At 71.4% G+C, this 21,239-nt stretch carries 24 protein-coding genes; 11 read left to right on the top strand and 13 right to left on the bottom strand.

What is annotated here, in order from left to right:
- The first annotated feature begins 15 nt into the window (after positions 1-15).
- The gene (locus tag ACP6CK_RS00695) at positions 16-1,866 is read left to right on the top strand and encodes a M3 family oligoendopeptidase (RefSeq protein WP_426956853.1); all 1,851 of its coding nucleotides are present in this window, start codon (positions 16-18) and stop codon (positions 1,864-1,866) included.
- Positions 1,859-3,214, top strand: coding sequence for an ABC1 kinase family protein (locus ACP6CK_RS00700; protein ID WP_426956854.1), 1,356 nt, complete (start codon positions 1,859-1,861; stop codon positions 3,212-3,214). Before ACP6CK_RS00695 ends, ACP6CK_RS00700 begins: the two co-directional genes overlap by 8 nt.
- A gap of 83 nt (positions 3,215-3,297) precedes the next feature.
- Here ACP6CK_RS00700 and ACP6CK_RS00705 read toward each other — a convergent pair whose 3' ends face one another.
- Positions 3,298-4,077: a DUF3891 family protein gene (locus tag ACP6CK_RS00705; protein WP_426956855.1), complete on the bottom strand. Its 780-nt coding sequence runs from the start codon at positions 4,075-4,077 to the stop codon at positions 3,298-3,300.
- Positions 4,078-4,130: 53 nt separating this feature from the next.
- Complete coding sequence (locus tag ACP6CK_RS00710) at positions 4,131-6,449, bottom strand: bifunctional diguanylate cyclase/phosphodiesterase (protein WP_426956856.1); 2,319 nt, start codon at positions 6,447-6,449, stop codon at positions 4,131-4,133.
- Positions 6,450-6,583: 134 nt separating this feature from the next.
- Here ACP6CK_RS00710 and ACP6CK_RS00715 point away from each other — a divergent pair, with 134 nt between their 5' ends.
- The 4 genes from ACP6CK_RS00715 to ACP6CK_RS00730 are packed head-to-tail and all read left to right on the top strand — an operon-like array spanning position 6,584 to position 10,437.
- Positions 6,584-7,702, top strand: a complete 1,119-nt coding sequence (locus ACP6CK_RS00715; protein WP_426956857.1) for a Re/Si-specific NAD(P)(+) transhydrogenase subunit alpha — start codon at positions 6,584-6,586, stop codon at positions 7,700-7,702.
- A 10-nt stretch (positions 7,703-7,712) separates the two neighbouring features.
- Positions 7,713-8,129 carry an NAD(P) transhydrogenase subunit alpha gene (locus ACP6CK_RS00720; protein WP_426956858.1) on the top strand — a complete coding sequence of 139 codons (417 nt, stop codon included), beginning with the start codon at positions 7,713-7,715 and terminating at the stop codon, positions 8,127-8,129.
- Between the two features lie 4 nt (positions 8,130-8,133).
- Positions 8,134-9,546: an NAD(P)(+) transhydrogenase (Re/Si-specific) subunit beta gene (locus ACP6CK_RS00725; RefSeq protein WP_426956859.1), complete on the top strand. Its 1,413-nt coding sequence runs from the start codon at positions 8,134-8,136 to the stop codon at positions 9,544-9,546.
- A gap of 3 nt (positions 9,547-9,549) precedes the next feature.
- Positions 9,550-10,437, top strand: coding sequence for a methyltransferase domain-containing protein (locus tag ACP6CK_RS00730; protein WP_426956860.1), 888 nt, complete (start codon positions 9,550-9,552; stop codon positions 10,435-10,437).
- Here the strand turns inward: ACP6CK_RS00730 and ACP6CK_RS00735 are convergent.
- Together ACP6CK_RS00735 and rpsU are read right to left on the bottom strand one after the other, a co-directional pair.
- A complete protein-coding gene (locus ACP6CK_RS00735; RefSeq protein WP_426956861.1) occupies positions 10,422-11,144 on the bottom strand; it encodes a gamma-glutamylcyclotransferase in 723 nt (240 codons plus the stop codon). The two genes, ACP6CK_RS00730 and ACP6CK_RS00735, sit on opposite strands and share 16 nt — an antisense overlap.
- 178 nt (positions 11,145-11,322) lie before the next feature.
- The gene (gene rpsU, locus ACP6CK_RS00740; RefSeq protein WP_043829268.1) at positions 11,323-11,526 is read right to left on the bottom strand and encodes a 30S ribosomal protein S21; all 204 of its coding nucleotides are present in this window, start codon (positions 11,524-11,526) and stop codon (positions 11,323-11,325) included.
- Between the two features lie 211 nt (positions 11,527-11,737).
- On the opposite strand from rpsU, the gene def reads away from it, so the two are divergent.
- The 3 genes from def to ACP6CK_RS00755 all read left to right on the top strand — a co-directional run bounded on the left by def (position 11,738) and on the right by ACP6CK_RS00755 (position 13,600).
- Positions 11,738-12,256 carry a peptide deformylase gene (gene def / locus ACP6CK_RS00745; RefSeq protein WP_426956862.1) on the top strand — a complete coding sequence of 173 codons (519 nt, stop codon included), beginning with the start codon at positions 11,738-11,740 and terminating at the stop codon, positions 12,254-12,256.
- Positions 12,253-12,840: a COQ9 family protein gene (locus tag ACP6CK_RS00750; protein WP_426956863.1), complete on the top strand. Its 588-nt coding sequence runs from the start codon at positions 12,253-12,255 to the stop codon at positions 12,838-12,840. Before def ends, ACP6CK_RS00750 begins: the two co-directional genes overlap by 4 nt.
- A 193-nt stretch (positions 12,841-13,033) precedes the next feature.
- Positions 13,034-13,600, top strand: a complete 567-nt coding sequence (locus ACP6CK_RS00755) for a hypothetical protein (RefSeq protein ID WP_426956864.1) — start codon at positions 13,034-13,036, stop codon at positions 13,598-13,600.
- A 91-nt stretch (positions 13,601-13,691) separates the two neighbouring features.
- On the opposite strand, the gene ACP6CK_RS00760 is transcribed toward ACP6CK_RS00755, so the two are convergent.
- From ACP6CK_RS00760 to ACP6CK_RS00785, 6 genes are all read right to left on the bottom strand, one after another.
- The gene (locus tag ACP6CK_RS00760; RefSeq protein WP_426956865.1) at positions 13,692-14,093 is read right to left on the bottom strand and encodes a hypothetical protein; all 402 of its coding nucleotides are present in this window, start codon (positions 14,091-14,093) and stop codon (positions 13,692-13,694) included.
- 222 nt (positions 14,094-14,315) lie between these two features.
- Entirely contained in the window at positions 14,316-15,467 is a 1,152-nt protein-coding gene (locus ACP6CK_RS00765; RefSeq protein WP_426956866.1) for an OmpA family protein, read from the bottom strand.
- Positions 15,468-15,691: 224 nt separating this feature from the next.
- On the bottom strand, positions 15,692-16,831 hold the full coding sequence (locus ACP6CK_RS00770) for an OmpA family protein (RefSeq protein ID WP_426956867.1): 1,140 nt from the start codon (positions 16,829-16,831) through the stop codon (positions 15,692-15,694).
- 184 nt (positions 16,832-17,015) lie between these two features.
- Positions 17,016-18,134 carry a 5-(carboxyamino)imidazole ribonucleotide synthase gene (locus ACP6CK_RS00775; protein ID WP_426956868.1) on the bottom strand — a complete coding sequence of 373 codons (1,119 nt, stop codon included), beginning with the start codon at positions 18,132-18,134 and terminating at the stop codon, positions 17,016-17,018.
- On the bottom strand, positions 18,131-18,586 hold the full coding sequence (purE, locus tag ACP6CK_RS00780; RefSeq protein ID WP_426959840.1) for a 5-(carboxyamino)imidazole ribonucleotide mutase: 456 nt from the start codon (positions 18,584-18,586) through the stop codon (positions 18,131-18,133). The genes ACP6CK_RS00775 and purE overlap by 4 nt, the downstream gene beginning before the upstream one ends.
- A 50-nt stretch (positions 18,587-18,636) precedes the next feature.
- Positions 18,637-18,837, bottom strand: a complete 201-nt coding sequence (locus ACP6CK_RS00785) for a YdcH family protein (protein ID WP_426956869.1) — start codon at positions 18,835-18,837, stop codon at positions 18,637-18,639.
- A 177-nt stretch (positions 18,838-19,014) separates the two neighbouring features.
- Here ACP6CK_RS00785 and ACP6CK_RS00790 point away from each other — a divergent pair, with 177 nt between their 5' ends.
- Positions 19,015-19,191, top strand: a complete 177-nt coding sequence (locus ACP6CK_RS00790) for a YdcH family protein (RefSeq protein WP_426956870.1) — start codon at positions 19,015-19,017, stop codon at positions 19,189-19,191.
- A 28-nt stretch (positions 19,192-19,219) separates the two neighbouring features.
- Here the strand turns inward: ACP6CK_RS00790 and ACP6CK_RS00795 are convergent, their stop codons facing one another.
- Complete coding sequence (locus tag ACP6CK_RS00795) at positions 19,220-19,777, bottom strand: DUF1013 domain-containing protein (protein ID WP_426956871.1); 558 nt, start codon at positions 19,775-19,777, stop codon at positions 19,220-19,222.
- Between the two features lie 98 nt (positions 19,778-19,875).
- Here ACP6CK_RS00795 and ACP6CK_RS00800 point away from each other — a divergent pair, with 98 nt between their 5' ends.
- Positions 19,876-20,079 carry a DUF1192 family protein gene (locus tag ACP6CK_RS00800; RefSeq protein WP_426956872.1) on the top strand — a complete coding sequence of 68 codons (204 nt, stop codon included), beginning with the start codon at positions 19,876-19,878 and terminating at the stop codon, positions 20,077-20,079.
- Positions 20,080-20,143: 64 nt separating this feature from the next.
- On the opposite strand, the gene ACP6CK_RS00805 is transcribed toward ACP6CK_RS00800, so the two are convergent.
- A complete protein-coding gene (locus tag ACP6CK_RS00805; protein ID WP_426956873.1) occupies positions 20,144-20,638 on the bottom strand; it encodes an Hsp20 family protein in 495 nt (164 codons plus the stop codon).
- Positions 20,639-20,868: 230 nt separating this feature from the next.
- A complete protein-coding gene (rpmE, locus tag ACP6CK_RS00810; RefSeq protein WP_426956874.1) occupies positions 20,869-21,096 on the bottom strand; it encodes a 50S ribosomal protein L31 in 228 nt (75 codons plus the stop codon).
- Positions 21,097-21,239: the final 143 nt, after the last annotated feature.

The following is a 21,239-nucleotide window of genomic DNA, read 5'->3' on the forward strand; positions in this document are numbered from 1 at the left end:
AGGCACCCCGCTCGCATGACGCTTCCCCACGGCTTTTCCGGCGCCTTCCGCGACACCGCGTCGCGCCCGGGCGCCGGCACCCCGGCCGAGACCCTGCCCGAATGGGACCTTCGCGACCTCTATCCCAGCCCGACCGACCCCGCCCTGATCGCCGACCTGGACAAGGCGGAGGCCGATGCCCGCGCCTTCGAGGCGGCGAACATGGGCAAGCTCGCGACCCTCGGCGGCGACGTCCTGGAGGCGGCGCTGCGGGAGTATGAGCGGATCGAGGAGGTGCTGGGGCGGGTCATGTCCTATGCCCAGCTCCTGTTCTCCGGCGATGCGACGGATGCGGAGAACGGCCGCTTCTACCAGACGATGCAGGAACGGGTGACGGCGATCGGCAGCCACCTGCTGTTCTTCACGCTGGAACTCAACCGCCTGGACGACCCGCTGCTGGAGAGCCGGCTGAAGGGCAGCGCGGCGCTGGCCCGCTGGGAATCCTGGCTGCGCGACCTGCGCGTCTTCCGCCCACACCAGCTCTCGGACGAGGTGGAGAAGCTGCTGCACGAGAAGGAGGTGACGGGCCGCGCCGCTTGGAACCGCCTCTTCGACGAGACGGTGGCCCATATGCGCGTGCCCGTGACGCGGGACGGCAGGACCGAGGAGCTGACTGTCTCCGCGGCGCTGAACCTGCTCTCCGACCGCGACCGCGCGGTGCGGGAGGCGGCGGCGGCGGGCGTGTCCAAGGCGTTCGGGGACAATATCCGCCTCTTCTCCCTCATCACGAACACGCTGGCGAAGGACAAGGAGATTATCGACGGCTGGCGGCACTACCCCCGCCCCGGCACGTCCCGGAACCGCGCCAACATGGTCGAGGACGAGGTGGTGGATGCGCTCGTCTCCGCCGTGACGGAGGCGTATCCCCGGCTGTCGCACCGCTACTACGCGATGAAGGCGAAGTGGCTGGGCCTGCCGAAGCTGAAGCACTGGGACCGCAACGCGCCGCTGCCGGGCGACGTGGACCGGACCATCCCCTGGAAGCAGGCGGTGGATCAGGTGCTGGCGGCCTATGGCGCCTTCAGCCCGGAACTGGCGTCCCTCGGCAAGGACTTCTTCGACAAGCCCTGGATCGACGCCGTGCTGCGCCCGGGCAAGGCGAGCGGCGCCTTCGCGCACCCGACCGTGCCCTCCGCGCATCCCTACCTGCTCGTGAACTATCACGGGAAGGCGCGGGACGTGATGACGCTGGCGCATGAACTCGGGCACGGGGTCCACCAGCGCTTGGCGGCGCATCAGGGCTATCTGATGTCCGGCACCCCGCTGACCCTGGCGGAGACGGCGAGCGTGTTCGGGGAGATGCTGACCTTCCGCGCCCTGCTGGACGCCGAGACGGACCCGGCGCGGCGTCGGCTCATGCTCGCCTCCAAGGTGGAGGACATGCTGAACACGGTTGTCAGGCAGATCGCCTTCTACCGCTTCGAGACCTTGCTGCACGACGCGCGGCGGAAGGGAGAGCTGTCATCCGACCGGATCGGCGAGCTCTGGTTCCAGGTGCAGACCGAGAGCCTCGGCCCGGCCTTCGACTTCACGCCAGATTACTCGGTGTACTGGTCCTATGTCCCCCACTTCATCCACTCGCCCTTCTATGTCTATGCCTATGCCTTCGGGGACTGCCTCGTGAACGCGCTCTACGGCGTGTACCAGGACGGGCAGGTGCCGGACTTCCAGGCGAAGTATCTCGACCTGCTGCGCGCGGGTGGGACGCTGCGGCACAAGGAGCTGCTGGCGCCCTTCGGGCTGGACGCGTCCGACCCGGCCTTCTGGAAACGTGGCCTCGACGTGATCGCCGGCTTTATCGACGAGCTCGAGCGCGCGGATGGCTGAGGACCGGGGCAACACCCTCTTCGGCGAGATCCGCCGGATGGCGCGCACCTCGGGCGCCGTCGGCGGGATCGCGGCGCGGGTGGCCGGGGAGCGCTTCCTCGGCATCAAGACGGACAAGGCCGCGCATGCGGAGGACCTCGTCTCCATCCTCGGCGGGCTGAAGGGACCGCTGATGAAGGTGGCGCAGTTCCTCTCCACCGTGCCGAACGCGCTGCCGGAGGAGTACGCGTCGCAGCTCGCCTCCCTTCAGGCGAACGCGCCGCCGATGGGCTGGGCCTTCGTGCGCCGGCGCATGGGCACTGAGCTCGGCCCGGCCTGGGAGAGCCGCTTCACCGAGTTCGGGCGGGAGGCCGCGGCGGCGGCCTCGCTCGGGCAGGTGCACCGCGCCGTGCTGCCGGACGGGCAGCGCGTCGCCTGCAAGCTGCAATACCCCGACATGGGCAGCGCCGTGGAAGCCGACCTGCGGCAGCTGAAGCTGGCCATGGGGCTCTACTCCCGCATGGACAACACGCTGCAGCACGACGACGTCTATACCGAGCTGTCGGAGCGCCTTCGGGAGGAACTCGACTACGAGCGAGAGGCCGCACAGATGCGGCTCTACGAGATCATCCTGCGGGACCAGCCCGGTGTGCGCGTTCCCTCTCCGATCGAGGGGCTCTGCACCAAGCGCCTGCTGACGATGACCTGGCTGGACGGCCGGTCCATCCTGACGCGGCTGGCCGAGGACCCGTCGCAGGAGGAGCGGAACGCCTATGCCCGCGCGCTGTTCCACGCGTGGTACGTGCCGCTCTACCGCTACGGCGTGATCCACGGCGACCCGCATTTGGGCAACTACCAGGTGCGCCCGGACGAGGGCGGCATCAACCTGCTCGACTTCGGCGCGATCCGCGTCTTCCCGCCCTCCTTCATCACCGGGACGCTGATGCTCTACGAGGCGGTTCGGGACCGCGACAACGACAAGGCCGCGCATGCCTTCGAGATGTGGGGCTTCAAGGACCTGAAGCGCGAGACGATGGAGGTGCTGCTCCGCTGGGCCCGCTTCCTCTACGAGCCGCTGCTGGAGGATCGCGTCCGGCGCGTGCAGGAGACGGACGATCCGCAATACGGCCGCAAGGTCGCGGAGGAGGTTCATGCCGGATTGAAGCGCGTGGGCGGCGTCCGCATTCCCCGCGAGTTCGTGCTGATGGACCGCGCGGCGGTGGGTCTGGGCAGTGTCTTCCTGCGGCTCAAAGCCGAGATGAACTGGCACCAGATGTTTCACGAGCTGGTGGACGACTATGCCGAGGCGGCGCTGGCGGAGCGGCAGGCAACGGCGCTGCGCGAGGCTCGGGTTCCGGCCGCCGCCTGAAGGAGGCAGCGTCGCGGACCAATGCACGTCACTTCCGCGGCAGCCCCCAAGACGAAGCGGGATCGGAGCGCTGAGGCATCGCCTTAGCGCTCCCCCGAGCTTGCTTCCCGAAGCGTCTCCTCAAGCTGGGTTCGTGGCGCCTGGCGCAGCGCGCGACGCATCTCGGCCTCGTCCGTCCAGCGTGCTCCCGCCGGCAGCCGCATCACTTCGCATCGCAGGGTGAGTGTTGGTGCGATGAAGGGCCAGGGGTCGAGGGTCCAGCCTTCCTGCGCTGATCCGGCAAGCGTGAGAGGCGCCATGCTGCCCGAATCACGTGGCGCGTCCCCTGCCCAGCCCGCCCGGCCAAAGCAGGCCGCGAGAGAAAGCGCATCGGTCGCCGCGACAAGGGCGGTGTTGCGCTCCAACTGCTCTGGCGAGGCGCCCAGAGCGTCCGCCCAGCGGGATTGCAGGACCGACTGCTCGGCCTGGTAGCGCGCCACGGCCTCGGCATCGCGGGGCGTCATCCGGGCGGGGTCCGCGTAGCGCCGGTAGATCAGGCTGCCGTGGCGCGAGACGAGGAGGGCGGGCCAGAGACCCCAGGCCGCGCGCGCCAGCTCCACGCCCCGCGCCCACATCGGCGCGTGAACCGCCCCCGCCACCTCGGTGAAGGCGTGGGGACGGCCGGTGGCGGGGTTGAGCGTCGGCTCGGATTCCCAGCCCATCCATCCCACGTCGTGCTGCGAGGCCGCCAGGATGACCTCCGGCGCCGGGTCCGGACGCGCGAAGCCCAGGGCGCCCCAGGCGGCCATGATCTGGCCGGAGAGCAGCGCGTGGGACGGCTGCGGGATGAAGAGGGCGCCATCGGCAGTGTCGCGGAACAGCATCGGGCCAACCTACACCCGTTCCGCGCGCCCTGGGCGGGCCACGGCGAAGGGCGTCAGGCCGCGTCGGCCACGAGCGCCCGCCCGGTCACGGCGCCATAGGCCTCGATGGGTTGGGGACGGCCGATGAAATAGCCCTGGATCTCTTCGCACTGGGCCGCGCAGAGGAAGCCGGCCTGGGCCTCCGTCTCCACCCCCTCCGCCACCACCGGCAGGCCCATGCCACGGCTGAGGCCGAGGATCGCCCGCACGATGGCGGCCGACTGGTTGTCCTGGGTCAGCGTGCCGACGAAGGACCGGTCCATCTTCACCTTGTCGAAGGGGAAGCTCCTGAGCATGCCGAGGGAGGAGGCGCCGGTCCCGAAATCATCGAGCGAGACGCAGACACCGATGGCCTTCAGCGCGCGCAGCGTGGCCAGCGCCCGCTCCGTCTGGGAGAGAAGGAGGGTCTCCGTCACCTCCAGCTCCAGGCGCGATGGTTCGAGGCCGCTCTCTTCCAGGATTCCCCTGACAGCCGAGGGGAAATCGGGCTGCAGGATCTGGAGGGCGGAGATATTCACCGCAACGCGCAGGGGCTGGGTCCAGCCCGCCGCCTCCCGCGCCGCCTCGCGCAGCGCCCATTCGCCGATCTGCACGATAGCGCCCGAGGATTCCGCGAGCGGGATGAAGACGTCCGGCGGGATCGCGCCGCGTTCCGGATGGTTCCAGCGGAGCAGGACCTCGAAGCCCAGCACGCGGCCGCTCCGTGCGTCGGCCAGGGGCTGCCAGGCGAGGGACAGCTCCCCCCGCGCCACGGCCTCCCGCAGCTCTCCCTCCGTCGTGCGGCGGCGTCGGACATCTAGGTCCATGGCGGATTGGAAGAAGGCGAAGCCGCAGCGACCCTCCTGCTTCACCCGGTACAGGGCGACGTCGGCGGCGCGCAGCAGCTCCTCTCCCGTGGCGCCGTCCGCGGGATAAAGGGCGATGCCGATCGAGGTGGAGATAGTCGCCTCCACCTCGCCGAGGTCGAAGGGCTGCGCCAACGCGGCCACGATGCGCTGGGCGAGGACGCGGGCCGCGTCGGGCTGCCCGGCCATGGACTGGACGATGACGAACTCGTCGCCGCCCAGGCGTGCGACCAGGTCGGTCTCCCGCACCGCGCCGCGGAGCCGGTCCGCGACCCCGCGCAGCAGCCGGTCGCCGGCCGCGTGCCCGTGCGTGTCGTTCACCGGCTTGAACCGGTCGAGGTCGAGGCAGAGCACGGCGAAGGGCTCGCTGCCGCGCCGGGCACGCGCCTCCTCCTCGTCCAGCCGCTGGCCCAGCATGGCGCGGTTGGCCAGCCCGGTGAGCGCGTCATGCATCGCGAGGTGCCGGATGCGCCCGGATTCGATCCGCTCGCGCAGGTCGCGCAGGGAGACGACCTCGCGCGGGCCGGCCGCGGTCTCGATGTCGCGGCGGCGCAGCTCGACCGGGATGCCGCTGACCAGGGTGGCGGCCTCGCTGCCGGGGCCGGCGGAGTCGAACAGCGCGGCGAAGGGGCGGCCGATCAGGGCCTCGGGCGTGGTGCCGGCGAGGTCGGCCAAGCGGCTGCTCGCATCCGTCACTTGGCCGTTCCCATCGATCAGCGCGAGGGCCTCGAAGGCAGCATCGGCGAGGCTGCGCAGGCGCCCGGCCTCGGCAGCCTCGGCGGCGAGGCTCACCCGGGCCTCCAGCGCCAGCACCGCCAACCCGGCCGCCAGGGCGGCCGCGGTCACGGTAGTGACGAGGGCGCCAAGGAGGAGGCGCGGCAGGGAGCTGGACGGCACCTCGACCGCCGGGTCGGGGAAGACCTCGACCCCGCCCATGCCGATGAAATGCAGGGAGACGATGGTCAGGACCAGCAGCCCGGCCCCAGCCAGCCGGCGCGGCCGCGATGCGTCGGGGCGAAGCACGAGAAGGGCGAGGGCACCGAGGAGCGCCGCGGCCATGGCGGAGGCGGTCACGTACCCCGGGACGAACTGGATATGGCCGGGGAGCTGCACCGCGGTCATGCCGAGGTGGTGCATGGCCGCGATGGACAGGCCGAGCAGCGTGCCGCCGAGGGCGCGCCGCGCCGGGGTTCCGCCGGACCAGAGGATGAAGGCGACCATGCTGCCGGTCAGCGCGAGCGCCACCGAGTGCAGGGTCGTCGCCGGGGCGAAGCCCATCGGCAGGCCGGCATCATAGGCCAGCATGGCGACGAAATGGGTGGACCAGGCGCCGAACCCGATCGCGGCCCCGGCCAGCAGCGGCCGCGTCCGGCCATTTCCGCGGAGCAGGAGCGCGCAGGCGAGGGCGGAGCCCGCGCAGATCACCGCGGCGGCGAAGACGGCCAGCGGATCGTGCCGTTCCGTCAGGCAGGCCAGAACTCGGATCATGGGCACTCCGCTCCAGGCCCCCATTCCGCCACAGCGCGCTTACGAAACCGTGAACCGAGGGCCGGGACGGGCTTGCGCCGCGTGGCCTCCCTCTCGCATGTTCCGGCGCGACGACGATCGGGCGGGAACACGCGATGCGGGTGGCGGTGCTGAAGGAGCGGCGGGCGAACGAGGCCCGGGTGGCCGCCACGCCGGAGACGGCGAAGAAGATCATCGCGCTCGGCAACAGCGTGGTGGTGGAGAGCGGAGCGGGGCTGACGGCCGGGTTCCCGGACGCCGCCTATGCCGAGGCGGGGGCGGAGATCGCCCCCTCGGCCGAGGCGGCGCTGGCCGGGGCGGGCATCGTGCTCGCGGTCCGCGCACCGGAGGCGGAGATCCCCCGCGGGGCGCTGCTGCTCGGCACGCTGGCGGCCGACCGGGAGGCGGCGGCGCGCTACGCGGCGGCCGGGGTGGACGCGGCCTCCATGGAGCTGCTGCCGCGCATCACCCGGGCGCAGAGCATGGACGTGCTCTCCTCCCAGGCGAATCTCGCGGGCTACCGGGCGGTGGTGGAGGCGGCGGCGACCTTCGACCGTGGCTTCCCGATGCTGATGACGGCCGCGGGCACCATCCCCGCCGCCAACGTGCTCGTGATGGGCGCGGGCGTGGCCGGGCTCCAGGCCATCGCGACGGCCCGGCGGCTCGGCGGGCGGGTCTCCGCGACGGATGTGCGGCCGGCGGCGAAGGAGGAGATCAAGTCCCTCGGCGCAAGCTTCGTCGGCTACGAGGACGAGGAGAGCCGCGCGGCTCAGACGGCCGGCGGTTACGCCAAGGCGATGAGCGCGGAGTTCCTGGCCAAGCAGGGTGAGGTGGTGGCGGCCGCCATCGGCAAGATGGACGTGGTCGTCTGCACCGCGCTGGTACAGGGCCGGAGGGCGCCAACCCTCGTCACGGAGGCGATGGTCGCCTCCATGAAGCCGGGCTCGGTCATCGTGGACATCGCGGCCGACGCCGGCGGGAACTGCGCCCTGACGAAGCCGGGCGAGATGGTGACCAGCCCGAACGGGGTGAAGATCCTCGGCTACCTGAACTGGCCCGGACGTATCCCGGCGGCGGCGAGCAGTCTCTACGCCCGCAACCTCCTGACCTTCCTGACGACCTTCTGGGACAAGGAGGCGTCCGCCCCGAAGCTGCCGGAGGACGACGAGATCGTTCGCGGCGTCATGCTCACCCGCGGCGGCGCCGTGGTCCATCCGAACCTCCAGGCCGCTTGAGGGGCCCCGCATGAACCCGACGGAACTCGCCAACAGGGCCGCGGAGACGGCCAACCGTGCCCTCGCACTGGCCGCCGAAGCGCGCGCCGCGGCGGCCGAGGCGGCGCCCGGCATGGGCGACGCCATCGCCGCCGGCGCGGCGGCCGCGAACCCTTTCCTTCTCCTGCTGACGATCTTCCTGCTCGCCTGCTTCGTCGGATACCACGTGGTGTGGTCGGTGACGCCGGCGCTGCACTCGCCGCTGATGGGCGTCACGAACGCCATCTCCTCCGTGATCGTGGTCGGCGCGATGCTGGCGGTCGGGCTCGGGGATTCCTGGCTGGCCCAGGCCTTCGGCTTCCTGGCGGTGGTGCTGGCGGCGGTGAACATCGCGGGCGGCTTCATGGTGACGCGCCGGATGCTCGCCATGTTCCAGCGGAAGGGCTGAGGCGATGATCGCGACCCTCTCGACCCTCGCCTACCTCGTCGCCTCCGTCCTCTTCATCCTCGCCCTGAAGGGGCTGTCGCATCCCTCCACCTCACGTCGGGGCAACCTGATGGGGATGATCGGGATGGGGATCGCGATCGTCGCGACCCTCGCCCAGCCGGGGATGCGGGGGGGCGGCATCGCGCTGATCATCGCGGGGCTGATCATCGGCGGCGCCATCGGCACGGTGATCGCGCAGCGCATCCAGATGACTGAGCTGCCGCAGCTCGTCGCGGCCTTCCACTCCCTGGTCGGCCTGGCGGCGGTCTTCGTGGCGGCCGCCGCCCTCTACGCGCCGGCCAGCTTCGGCATCGGCACGCCCGGGCACATCCACGGGCACTCCCTGCTGGAGATGTCGCTGGGGCTGGCGATCGGCGCCATCACCTTCTCCGGCTCGGTCATCGCCTTCGCGAAGCTGGCCGGACGGATGTCGGGCGCGCCCATCCTCTTCCCGAACCAGCACCCGCTGAACGCGGCGCTGGGCGTGCTGCTGGTGGTCCTGATCGTCGCCTTCGTCTGGACGGGCAGCCCGGTGCTGTTCTGGCTCATCGCCATCCTGTCCTTCGCGCTCGGCTTCCTGCTGATCATCCCGATCGGCGGGGCGGACATGCCGGTCGTCGTCTCGATGCTGAACTCCTACTCCGGCTGGGCCGCAGCGGGGATCGGCTTCACCATCGGCAATCTGCTGCTCATCGTGACCGGCGCGCTCGTCGGCGCCTCGGGCGCGATCCTGTCCTACATCATGTGCAAGGGCATGAACCGCTCCATCCTGAACGTGCTGCTCGGCGGTTTCGGCGCGGATGCGGGGGGCGCGGCGGCGGGCAGCGGCGGGCCGGCGCAGCCCGCGCGCCCCGTGAAGGCGGGCTCGCCCGACGATGCGGCCTACATCATGAAGAACGCGGGCAAGGTCATCATCGTGCCGGGCTACGGCATGGCGGTCGCCCAGGCGCAGCAGGTGGTTCGGGAGATGGCGGACCTCCTGAAGAAGGAGGGCGCGACGGTGGAATACGCCATTCACCCCGTCGCCGGCCGCATGCCCGGCCACATGAACGTCCTGCTGGCCGAGGCGAACGTGCCCTATGACGAGGTGCATGAGCTGGAGGAGATCAACCCGGAATTCGCCGAGGCCGACGTGGCCTATGTCATCGGCGCGAACGACGTGACGAACCCGGCCGCCAAGACCGACAAGACCAGCCCGATCTACGGCATGCCGATCCTGGACGTGGATCGCGCGAAGACGGTGTTCTTCGTCAAGCGCGGCATGGCCTCCGGCTATGCCGGCGTGGAGAACGAGTTGTTCTTCCGCGACAACACGATGATGCTGTTCGGCGACGCGAAGAAGGTCACGCAGCAGATCGTCCAGGCGCTGCAGAAGTAGCGCATGGCCCTGCGGGACGCCTTCCGGCGCCCGGCCCCGGAACCGGCGTCGGTCCCGGCGCCCGCTGGCCCAGCACCGGCCCGCCCTGATCCGGTGCCGGCGCTGGAGGCCCGGATCGCATCGCTGGAGCGGCAGGCGCGCAACCTGCGCGCCGCCGTGATGCCGGCGCACTACGTCGCCATGGACGCGGTGGAAGCGGGACTGCCGCCCGACCGCCCTCTGACCTGCCCGGTCTGCGACCGCACGGCACCGCGAAACAGCCTGGAAATGCGGGTCGACCAGGACATGTTCGGCGGCGGCCGGCTGGAACGCTACGTTTGCGCGGGGTGCGGTTGCGGCTTCGGGCCGACGAAGGTGGCGGGGGCGCCGGAAGCGCTGCTCTCGGCCGATTACGCCCTGCTCTACGAGGATTATGCGGAGGGGGAGGGGACGGCGACGGAGCGCCGGGCCTTCGACCTCCTCGATCTGCCCCGCGGACGCCCCGTCCTCAACTGGGGCTGTGGTCGCTGGAGCCAAGTGATCGCGCGACTACGGCAGGAGGGATGGGACGCCTGGGGCTACGAACCCTCCGCCCCGCCGGCGGACGGCTCATTCGTCGTCGGCGAGCGCGGCAGCATCGCGCCGGTCTTCGAGGGCCTCTTCTCCAACAACGTCATCGAGCACATGGTCCGGCCGGTGGAGGAGTTCCGCTTTCTCCACTCCATCCTGCGTCCGGGGGCGCGGATGGTGCACGCCTCACCTTGCCATCTCTGGCTCTACGCGGTGTCGCGCTACCACGTCTTCTTCCCGCTCGGTGATTCGCCCCGCGTGCTGGCAGAGCGGAGCGGCTTCCGGGCTGTGGACCGCCATGCCGATGGCGAGTTCATCGCCTGGACCTACGAGCGGATCTGACCCGGGGAATCGCTCACCAGCACACGGCGGCCCACCGCGGGCTTGTCCAGGCGGCGGGCCACCTCGGCCTCCATCATTTCCAGCATCGGGTCGCGCAGGCCGTAGCGGCGCAGCTCTTCCGCCGCATCCAGCAGATAGGCCGCGGCCGCGCCGTTCGGGCCGGCCCCGCGGGCGAGCGCGTCGGCGATCGTGCCCACCGGCAGCTCGCCCGCGAAGAGCGGGTGGTCGTGGCGGGTGACGAAGGTGAGGGCCCGCACGGGGGCGCCGCTCGGATGCATCGCGCCGTCGTGCCAGGCTGCCTCGTAGAATCCCGGCCCCATCTCCTGCTTCCAGACCGGCCACAGCCGGGTCTCGACGTCGGGCCCGGGCAGGTGGAGCAGCAGGCCGGAGCAGGCCAGGCCGGGCGCCGGCTCGAGGCCGAGCGTCAGGGCCGGGCCGGCCGGCGTGCCGCGGTCATGCACGTCCCGCAACGCGTAGCGCCGCGCGAAACCGGGCAGGCGGGCCGGCGTGACGATGTCCGGCCGGGCCTCGTCCCGCTGCCACATCAGCGCGCCATAGGCGAAGACCCAGATGCCGAGATGCGGGTCCCGGTCATGCAGGAAGACGCGCATCTCCGCCTTCATCCGCACCTCGTCCCGCTGGGGTGGCGCGATGGGCGCCGCGGGAGGCACGGCGCGCGCGATCAGGTCGTGGGTGAGCTTGTCCATGGAGCCGTCCGGTGTGTCCGGACGGGAACGCGCGGCCCGGCCGGGCGTTTGCGGCGGCCGATCTCCGGACGCCCAGGCGTGCCGGACACGCGAACGCCGCGGTTCGCAGGGGTGATCCCCGCGCCGCAGCGTGACGTGTCTCAGAGGCCCCCGCCCGGTCAGGCAGGGGCGGCCGGGATCAGAAGCCCTCGCGCTCCAGGCGCTTGCGCTCGACCTTGCGGGCGCGGCGGACGGCCTCGGCGGCCTCGCGGGCGCGGCGCTCGGACGGCTTCTCGAAGTGCCGGCGCAGCTTCATCTCGCGGAAAACGCCTTCCCGCTGCAGCTTCTTCTTCAGCGCCTTCAGCGCCTGATCAATGTTGTTGTCCCGAACGACGACCTGCACGCGGCAAAGTCCTCCTGATCACTGGGGTGGCAATGAGTGGCGGCCCGCGGAGCGAATCCGCGAGCGAAAGCCCGGCCGTCTAACACGGGCGCGGCCCCGGACGAAAGCCCGAAACGCACGGGGGCGCTGCGAAGGTCCAAACCCTTGCCCGGGCTGACGAATCGCCGGACAGGGACAACATAGGGGACAGACGGAGGTTGCGCACCGCTCCATGGCCATCCTGAAGATCGCCCGCCTCGGCCATCCGGTGCTGATCCGCCGGGCCGACGCGGTGCCGGATCCGGCCGCGCCGGAGATGCGCCGGCTGGTCCGGGACATGGCGGAGACGATGCTCGACGCCAACGGCCTGGGACTGGCGGCGCCGCAGGTCCACGTGCCGCTCCGCGTCTTCGTCATACGGGACGGGGGCTCTGTCTTCGCCCTCTTCAACCCCGAGCTCACGCCGCTGGCGGAGGAGCGGGAGGCCGGGTGGGAGGGGTGCCTGTCCATCCCCGGCCTGCGCGGCGAGGTGCCCCGCTTCGCCCGCATCGCCTGGCGAGGGCTGGACGCGGAGGGCAGCCCCGTCTCGGGCGAAGCGGACGGCATGGCGGCCCGTGTGATGCAGCACGAGTTCGACCACCTGGAGGGCATCCTGTATCCCATGCGCATGACCGACCTCTCCCGTCTGGGCTTCGTCGAGGAACTGTCCCGCGCCCAGCAGCCCCCCTCCGCGCCGGGCGACGCGCGATGACGGTCGAGCGGAGCCCGGAGCGCGACGCCGCGGTGACGGCGGCGCTTCCCCACGTGCCGAGCCTCGGCTGGACGGCGGCGGCGCTGGAGGCGGGGCTGCGGGACCTCGGGGAGGACCCGATGGCGCATCGCTGGCTTTTTCCCCGCGGTCCTGTGGGAGCCATCGAGGCCTGGTTCGACCTGCGCGACCGGCAGATGGAGGAGGCCGCGCGGGGCGAGGCGCTGGAGACCCTCCGCATCCCCGACCGGATCCGGGCTCTCGTCCGGCTGCGGCTCGCCGCCTCGGCCCCGCATCGCGAAGCGCTGCGGCGGGCGCTGGCGACCCTCTCGGCGCCGTGGAACGCCCCGATGGCCGCCCGGGCGCTCGGGCGGACGGCGGATGCGATGTGGGCGGCGGCGGGGGACCGCTCGTCCGACTTCTCCTGGTACACGCGGCGGGCCTCCCTGGCCGCGATCTATGCGGCCACCCTCGGCTTCTGGCTGCGCGGACCGGTGGCAGACGATGGGGCGGCGCTGGATTTCCTTGACAGGCGGCTCGCGGGGCTCGCGCGTTTGCAGGGCGCGCGTCGTCGAAGCGCGGCGTGAGGCACCCCGGGCATGTCTCCCGGGCCCTGCGCCACGTTTCTGCCATGGCATTTCCGCAACGCCCCGCAAGTTGCTGGACAGACAAGCGGAACGACCTCACGATCACGCGTGCAACCCTGACCGCGACTCGCTAGATCACCGGGCAGGGGCGGGCTTCGTCGCTCCGATCATTGCCTCGGGAGAACCCGGTCCCATGTCGCCGATCCGCCTCATCGCCGCCGGCCTTGCTGCCGTCTCCATCGCGGCCCCCGCCATGGCCCAGCAGGCCTGCCTCAGCCCGTCCGAGCGGGTGGCCTTCGACGTCCGCGCCCTGCAGAGCCAGATGATGGTCGCCATGCTGCAGTGCGGCCAGGAGCAGCAGACCGCCTACGGCCAGTTCACCACCCGCTACGACGCGCAGCTGAAGGAGGCGTTCCGCGGCCTTCAGTCCCACTATCGCCGCGTCGCCGGCGCGCGCGGGGAGCGGGCCGTGGACACCTACGTGACCCAGCTCGCGAACGTGCAGTCCGGCGACGCCTCGCGCCAGGGCTCCAACTTCTGCCGCAACATGGCGCCGGTCTTCGCGCAGGCCCTCGCCGCGCCGAACAGCGTGGCCGCCCTGGCCGCCCTGTCCCAGCAGCAGAACATCAACACCGTGCACGGCCGCCCGGAGTGCAGCGGCGCCGTCCCGTCCGCCGCGCCGGAGCGCAGCACCCGCACGCGGATGCGCAGCGCCGACGCCGGCACGGCCGTCCGCCAGGTCTCGACCCAGGTTCGCTGAGGCTCGTCTGCCAGCAGCGACCCCCGCCCCGCAGAAGGGGCGGGGACGCCGGATCTAAGCCGGTCCGCTTAAGTCGGACCGGCGGTCGACGTCACCGCGCCGCCTCATGAAGGCGGGCGATGGCCCGGTCGATATTGCAGTACTCCCACCGGGCCGACCGGCGGGAAATCCCCCGCACCCGGCAATCCGCGACCGCCGCCTGAAAGGCGGCCGCCGATCGGGCGCGGGTATCCGCCGCGTCATCTGGATCGGCGAAGAGCCGGCGGCCTTCCCGCCGCTCCGCCCGCGCCACCGCTGCGGCCACGCCGCGGTCCACGCAGTCTTGCGGAGGACGGGCGAGCCCGGCCGCGCAGGCCGCACGAGCGTCGCGCATCGCCTCCATGATGATCAGCTGGGCTTCCACCGTGGGCTCGCGCGGCCCCTCAGGGCCACCGGCGCAGCCGCCGAGGCACAGCAGGGTGATCGCGCCGAGGGGGATGATCGCCGAGCGCAAGCGCCGCTCCCAGAGGTCAGGGAGCGGAGTTGGGAGGCCGGCCAGCCGTTCGCAACGGCCCTCGCAACGATGTCTGCCGAGGCCATTGGGAGCTTCGCCGAGGTTGGACGGCGGAGGTTTGAACCCCAGGAAACGGATCCCGCCGACCGGCCACATCCAAGAGGAGGGCGGCCCCTTTCGGGGCCACCCTCACTGTCCGCAGCCCAGAGGGGCTGCGGGCGATCAGCGCAGGACGATCTCGACGCGGCGGTTCTGCGGCTCGCGCACACCGTCGGCGGTCGGGACCAGCGGACGGCTCTCGCCGAAGGCGGAGATGGAGATCGCACCGCGAGCGACGCCGTTGCGGGCGAGCTCGGCGGCGACCACCTCGGCCCGGCGCTGGGACAGGCGCTGGTTGTACTGCGGCGTGCCCGAGCGGTCGGCGTGGCCGGCCACCTCGATGCGGGTCGTCTGCGTCGAGCGGGACGCATTCGCCGCCTCGGCGATGATCTGCCGGGCGCGGTCGGTCAGGTCGGCGCGATCCCAGTCGAAGAACACCAGGTAGGTGCGCGCGACGCTCTGCTGCTGCGCCACCACCGGCGGGGCCGTCACGACGGCCGGGCGGGGCGTGTTGAAGGCGTAGCGCACGCCGAACAGGGCGCTGTGGTTGCTGGTGTTGTCGATCTCGAACTGACCGCGGGCGACGGTGGCACCGGCCGGGTTGGTCACCCGCCCGTTCTGGCGCGTCTCCAGCGTGCCGAAGTAGCGGTACTCCAGCGTCAGGGCGAGGCCGGGCACGGAAGCGATCGGGAAGGCGGCGCCGGCGATGCCCTGGTAGGCGAAGCGGCCGTCGGTGTCGTCGATCCGGACGGAGTTGCCGCCGGGCGAGAGGCGCGTGGCGCGGACGCCGTCGAACTCCTGCCAGACGTAGCCGACGCCGCCACCGATATAGGGCTGCACGGGCAGGCCGGGGATCGCGAAGTCATAGAAGGCGTTGCCCATCACGCCGTACTGGTGCAGGCGGCCACCGACATTGCCGAAGGCGCTGGTGATCGGCGCACGGCCGAAGCCGCCGATGCGGTCCACCTCATTCCGGCGGTAGTTGCCCTCGATCTCCGCGCGCACGCCGTTGCCGAAGCCCCAGCCGAGGGAGAGGACGCCGGCGAAGCCCTCCTCGAAGCGGGCGCTGCCGGAGTTGCTGGCGGGGAGGCCGGCGAAGTAGTTGCGCAGCCCGCCGCTCCCTTCGATGCCGAGCTTGTCCACGTGGTTCCAGCCGGCGCCGCCGGCGATGTAGAGCCCTGTGACGGGGGCGAAGGCGGGGTTGACCTGCGCCATGGCGGCAGGGGCGATCAGCGTGAGCGCGCTGGCGGCGAGAAGCGCCTTGCGGACGGACATCGGGGGAGTTCCTTCGTGGTCGGTGGCCGATAGGTGGCACCGGGGCACAAAGGTTTGAGACGTCTCGTGGTTTGAGGCTGCGAGACGGCGCAGGCGCGTTTCGTGGGACCGTGGCCCATAAGCCACGATAAGCAAACGTGGCCGGAATGAAGATTCCGCGAAAGGAAAGGGCGGCACCTCGCGGTGCCGCCCCCCTGTCCGCAGCCCAGAGGGGCTGCGGGCGATCAGCGCAGGACGATCTCGACGCGGCGGTTCTGCGGCTCGCGCACACCGTCGGCGGTCGGGACCAGCGGGCGGCTCTCGCCGAACGCGGAGATGGAGATCGCGGAGCGCGAGACGCCGTTGCGGGCGAGCTCGGCGGCAACCACCTCGGCGCGGCGCTGAGACAGACGCTGGTTGTACTGCGGGGTGCCCGAACGGTCGGCGTGGCCGGCCACCTCGATGCGGGTCACGCCGGCGGTGCGGGAAGCGCCCGCGGCCTCGGCGATGATCTGACGGGCGCGGTCGGTCAGGTCGGCGCGATCCCAGTCGAAGAACACGAGGTAGGTGCGCGCGACGCCCTGCTGCTGCGCCACAACCGGCGGCGCCGCCACAACGGCCGGACGCGGCGCGTTGAAGGCGTAGCGGATGCCGATCAGGGCGGAGTGGTTCAGGTTGTCCGCCTCGTAGCGGCCGGTGCCGACGATCGGGCCGGAGGTCACGCTGGCGCCGGCAACGTTGTTGCCACGCACGCGGACGTTCAGGTCGGGCGAGAGCGTGCCGAAGAAGCGGTATTCAGCCGTCAGCGACAGGCCGGGGACGCCGAGCGGGAAGGCCACGCCGGCGATGCCCTGGAAGGCGAAGCCGCCGTCGCTGTCGTCGATCTCGAGCGTGCGCTGGTTGCCGCCGGCGAACACGGTGCGCCCGCGGACGCCGTCATACTCGTGCCAGGCGTAGCCGACGCCGCCGCCGACATACGGCATCACCGGGAAGCCCGGGATGGCGAAGTCGAACAGGACGTTGGCCATGGCGCCGTAGGAACGAGCGCGGCCGGCCTGCAGGATCGGGCGGGGACCGCCGAAGCGCAGGTCGTCGAGGTCGTTCTCGCGGTAGTTGCCCTCGATCTCGAGGCGCAGGCCGTTGCCGAAGCCCCAGCCGATGCTGCCCAGCGCGACCCAGCCAGCGTCGAACTCGGTGCGGACGCCGCTGCCGATGCCGACGTTCGCCAGCGCCTGCGCGGCGCCGCCGCTCACGGAACCGGTGCTGTTCTGCAGAAAGTTGTAACCCGCACCGCCGGCGATGTAGAGGCCGGTCACAGGCTGGGCCTGCGCGACAATCGGCAGCGACAACATCGTCGCCGCGAGTAGTGCCTTCTTGAGGCTCATCAGAAGATCTCCCTCGATCCACCAGGGGCACGCGATGCGCGGGATAGGGACATCCCCCCCGAGTCCGGCGCGGCGTGTCGCAGACTTAGCACCACCCCCGGTCCCGTGCATCGCGAGGAAGACCACCGGGACCCTGTTTCGCCCCACTGTGGCCGCCCCGACACAGAACACCGGGGCATTTCGGTCACAGAGGCGGGAGCCCGGCCGGATAGGCCCCCGAGGCGAGTGCGCCGAGGGGGAGGAGATGGGTCGCATGCCCCATCTTCCGGCCGGGACGGGCTTCCGCCTTGCCATAGAGATGGGGGCAGGCATCGGGCACCGCGGTGAGCGAGTCCCACAGCGCCATGCCTTCCGGCCCGACGAGGTTCTGCATCACCGCGTCGGCGTGGCGCCCGGTTGGGCCGAGCGGCAGGCCGGCGACGGCGCGAGCGTGCTGCTCGAACTGGCTGACGGCGCAGGCGTCGATCGTCCAATGCCCGGAATTATGGGGCCGGGGCGCGATCTCGTTGCCCAGGAGCGTGCCGTCGGGCAGCAGGAAGAGTTCGAGGGCCACGACCCCGACCAACTCCAGCCGCTCCGCGACCTGCGCGACGTGATCGCGCGCCGCGCGGGCGGTTGCCTCGGGCACGCGGGCCGGTGCGATCGAGAGGTCGAGGATGTGGTGGCGGTGCCGGTTCTCCACCGCGTCATAGGTGGCGACCGCGCCGTCGGCCGAGCGGGCGGCGATGGCCGAGACCTCGGCGGCGAAGGGGACGAAGGCTTCGAGGATCAGCGGGTGCGGGGCGAGGCGCGCGAAGGCCGCAGCGGCGTCCTCCGCCGAGCGGATCACTGCCTGGCCGCGGCCATCATAGCCGAGGCGGGTGGTCTTCAGGACGGCCGGGAGGCCAACCTCGGCCAGGGCCGGGGCGAGGTCCGCCTCCGCGTGGATGGCCCGCCACGGGGCGACGGGGACGCCGGCCTCCGCCAGGAAGGCCTTCTCCAGCAGGCGGTCCTGGCAGATGGAGAGGGCGCGCAGGCCGGGGCGGCAGGGAACGAGCGCCGCCAGCAGCTCCAGCGCGGGGGCGGGGACGTTCTCGAACTCGAAGGTCACCACGTCCACGGACCGGGCGAAGCGGCCGAGGGCGTCCGCGTCCTCATAGGGCGCGACGGTCTGCGCGGCGGAGACGAGGGCGCCGGGGCCGTCGGCCTCCGGCGCATAGACATGGGCGCGGTAGCCCAGGCGGGCCGCGGCGAGGGCCGTCATCCGCCCGAGTTGCCCGCCGCCGAGGATGCCGATCGTGGCGCCCGGGGGGAGGGCGCTCACGCCGGGGTCTCGGGGATGCCGGCCGTCTGGGCGGCGCGATGCGCTTCCAGCCGCCCGGCCAGGGCCGGGTCCGAGGTGGCGAGGATGGCGGCCGCGAGCAGCGCGGCATTGACCGCCCCGGCGCGGCCGATGGCGAGGGTGCCCACCGGAATGCCCGCCGGCATCTGGACGATGGAGAGCAGCGAATCCTGGCCGCGCAGCGCGTGGCTCTCGACCGGGACGCCGAGGACGGGGAGGCGGGTCATGCTGGCCGTCATGCCCGGCAGGTGGGCCGCGCCGCCCGCGCCGGCGATGATGACCTTCAGCCCGCGGCCCACGGCGGAATGGGCGTAATCCACCATTCGCTGAACGGTCCGGTGGGCGGAGACGACGCGGCATTCATGCGGGATGCCGAGGCTCTCCAGCGTCTCGGCCGCGTGGCGCATCGTCTCCCAGTCGGAGCGGCTGCCCATGATGACCCCAACCAGGGGGCCGGACGCCGTCAAGCTTTCGTTCACGGCCGTCACGCGATGATGTCCGGCACCAGGCGGCTCTCCAACCAGGCGATCTCGTCCTTGAGCTTCAGCTTTCGCTTCTTCAACCGCTGCATCTGCAGCTGGTCGTGGCGGCTCTCATCCAGCCGGGCGATCACCGTGTCCAAATCGCGGTGCTCGCTGCGCAGCTCGTGCAAGCGGCGGAGAAGATTGTCGCGTTCTGCCAGCATGGTCCCCCGGCTCGGTCGGGCGGGCTCCAGGCTTCCCGTTCCGTCCCGCGAAGGGTGGGCGGTTGAGAAGGCCGTGAAAAGGGTCGCACCCCAGGTCCGGGCCGCCATATCATTTCTTGGGTCGCGGCGACAGTCGTCGTGGGCCCCCGTCAGGCACCACAGGCAGAGGAACAGCGCATGCTCAACGAGCCCCGGCTGCAGACGCTCAAGGATCGCCACGCCGCACTCGACGCCCGCATCCTGGAGGAGGACGGCCGGCCCTTGCCGAACAGCCTGGAATTGTCCCGCCTGAAGCGAGAGAAGCTCCGCCTCAAGGAGGAGATGGAGCGCTTCGCCGGCCGGCGAACGCAGTAGCTGGCCGCAGTCGTCCCGGCGCGGCCGATCAGGCCGCGTCGTCCTCCGGCACCGCGGTCGGGGCGAGCTGGCCGCCGATCGAGGTGACCAGCGCGTTCAAGTCGGACTGGGTGCAGAGGCCGAGGATGACCGGGTCCCGCGGCTTGATGTTCGCCGCGTTCCAGTGAGAGCGGTCGCGCACCTTGGCGATCGTCTCCTTTGTCGTCCCGAGCAGCTTCGCGATCTGCGCGTCCGTCAGGGCGGGGTAGTTCCGCAGGAGCCAGGCGATCCCGTCCGGCCGATCGTTGCGCTTGGCCACCGGGGTATAGCGCGCGCCCTTTCCGCGGATCTTCGGCTGGGGAAGCGTGCTCTCCAGCATGACGAGGCGGTGGTTCGGATCGGCCTCCGCGCGGACGATCTCCTCCCGCGTGAGCTGCCCGTTGGCGATCGGGTCGTAGCCGACGATGCCCTGCGCCACCTCGCCGTCGGCGATGGCCTGGACCTCAAGCGGGTGCATGCCCACGAACTCCGCCACCTGGTCGAAGGTGAGGGACGTCTTCTCGATCAGCCACACGGCGGTGGCCTTCGGCATGAGAGGAGTCGGCATAGGGAAAACCTCGTGCTGGCGGGGCAGCCCCCCGCTCGCGATCGCGAGGGGGTATAGAAGCGGGGAAGATTCGGGCCAAGCCCGGAAAGAAGGGGTGAATGGTGGAGGATGACGATCGTCGCGGCGGGGCCACGCCGGGAAGCGAGGTGTTCCGGCCGGCGGCGCTGGAGGGGATGTCGGTCCGGGCCATCCAGTCCTATGTCGCGGAACTGCGGGCCGAGATCGCCCGCTGCGAGGCGGCAGTCGAGGCCCGCGGCAGCCAGAGAGCCGTGGCCGACAGCTTTTTCCGGAAACCCGGATAGCGGAGAGGGCCGGCGGATCTCTCCGCCGGCCCCCTGTTTCGGACGCGGGTCGTCGGGACGGAGGTCAGGCCGCCTGGGCCTGCTCACCCCCGCGAGGCGCGGTGTCGTTGGAGACCTCGCCCTCGATCGCGCGCGGCTGGCTGCCGTTGATCGCGATCTTGCGGGGCTTCAGGGCCTCCGGGACCTCACGCTTCAGCGCCACATGCAGAAGGCCGTTCTCCAGGCTGGCACCCTCCACGCGGAGGTGGTCGGCCAGCACGAAGCGGCGCTCAAAGGCGCGGCCAGCGATGCCGCGGTGCAGGAAGCGACCGTTGTCGGACGCCTGCGGCGCCTTGCCGGACACGACGAGGACGTTGTCCTGCGCGGTGATGTCGAGGTCGCCCTCGCCGAAGCCCGCCACGGCCATCGTCAGCGTGTAGGCGTCATCCGCCGTCCGCTCGATGTTGTAGGGGGGGTAGGCCGGGGCGTCCGCGGCGGCGCGGGCGGTGTCCATCAGCCGGGCGAGCCGGTCGAAGCCGATGGCGGTGCGGAAAAGGGGAGAGAAGTCGAGAGCGTTCACGCGAACCTCCTGCGAGAGCAAGGTTGCTGTTGCCATTGCGATCGGAGGTGGATCAGCGCCCCCGATCGGGCCGCGCCGCCGCCTCCGTCACGTCCGCGGCCCCATCCGGGCGCCGCCGACAGCCCGAAAATAGAAATCGGCCCCTGCGGTTTCAAGCCGAGGGACCGATCGGATTATGCAGCAAATTCAAGGCTGGTCTGCACAATTCGCAGACCAGCGCCGGCCCTGGTTCAGGCCTTGCGGGTGCCGATGCCGGCGAACTTCTTGTTGAACTTCGCGATCTGGCCACCCGTGTCCACGATGCGCTGCTGGCCGGTCCAGGCCGGGTGCGACTTCGGGTCGATGTCCAGGCGAAGCGTGTCGCCGGGGGCGCCCATGCAGGAGCGGGTCTTGTAGGTGGTCCCGTCCGTCATGACGACGGTGATCTCGTGGTAGTCGGGGTGGATGTCGGACTTCATGGGGTGCCTCGGCGGGATGGCGCCCCCGATGCCGACCGGGGGTGCGAAGGGGCGCGTCTAGCGTCAGGGCACGCGCGGCGCAACCGGAACCGGCCGGTTGACCGGCCGCGCAGCGGTCCGGAGAGTGCGCGCCCCGCGGCGGC

The organism is Muricoccus radiodurans (assembly GCF_050154705.1).
GTDB lineage: Bacteria > Pseudomonadota > Alphaproteobacteria > Acetobacterales > Acetobacteraceae > Roseomonas > Roseomonas radiodurans.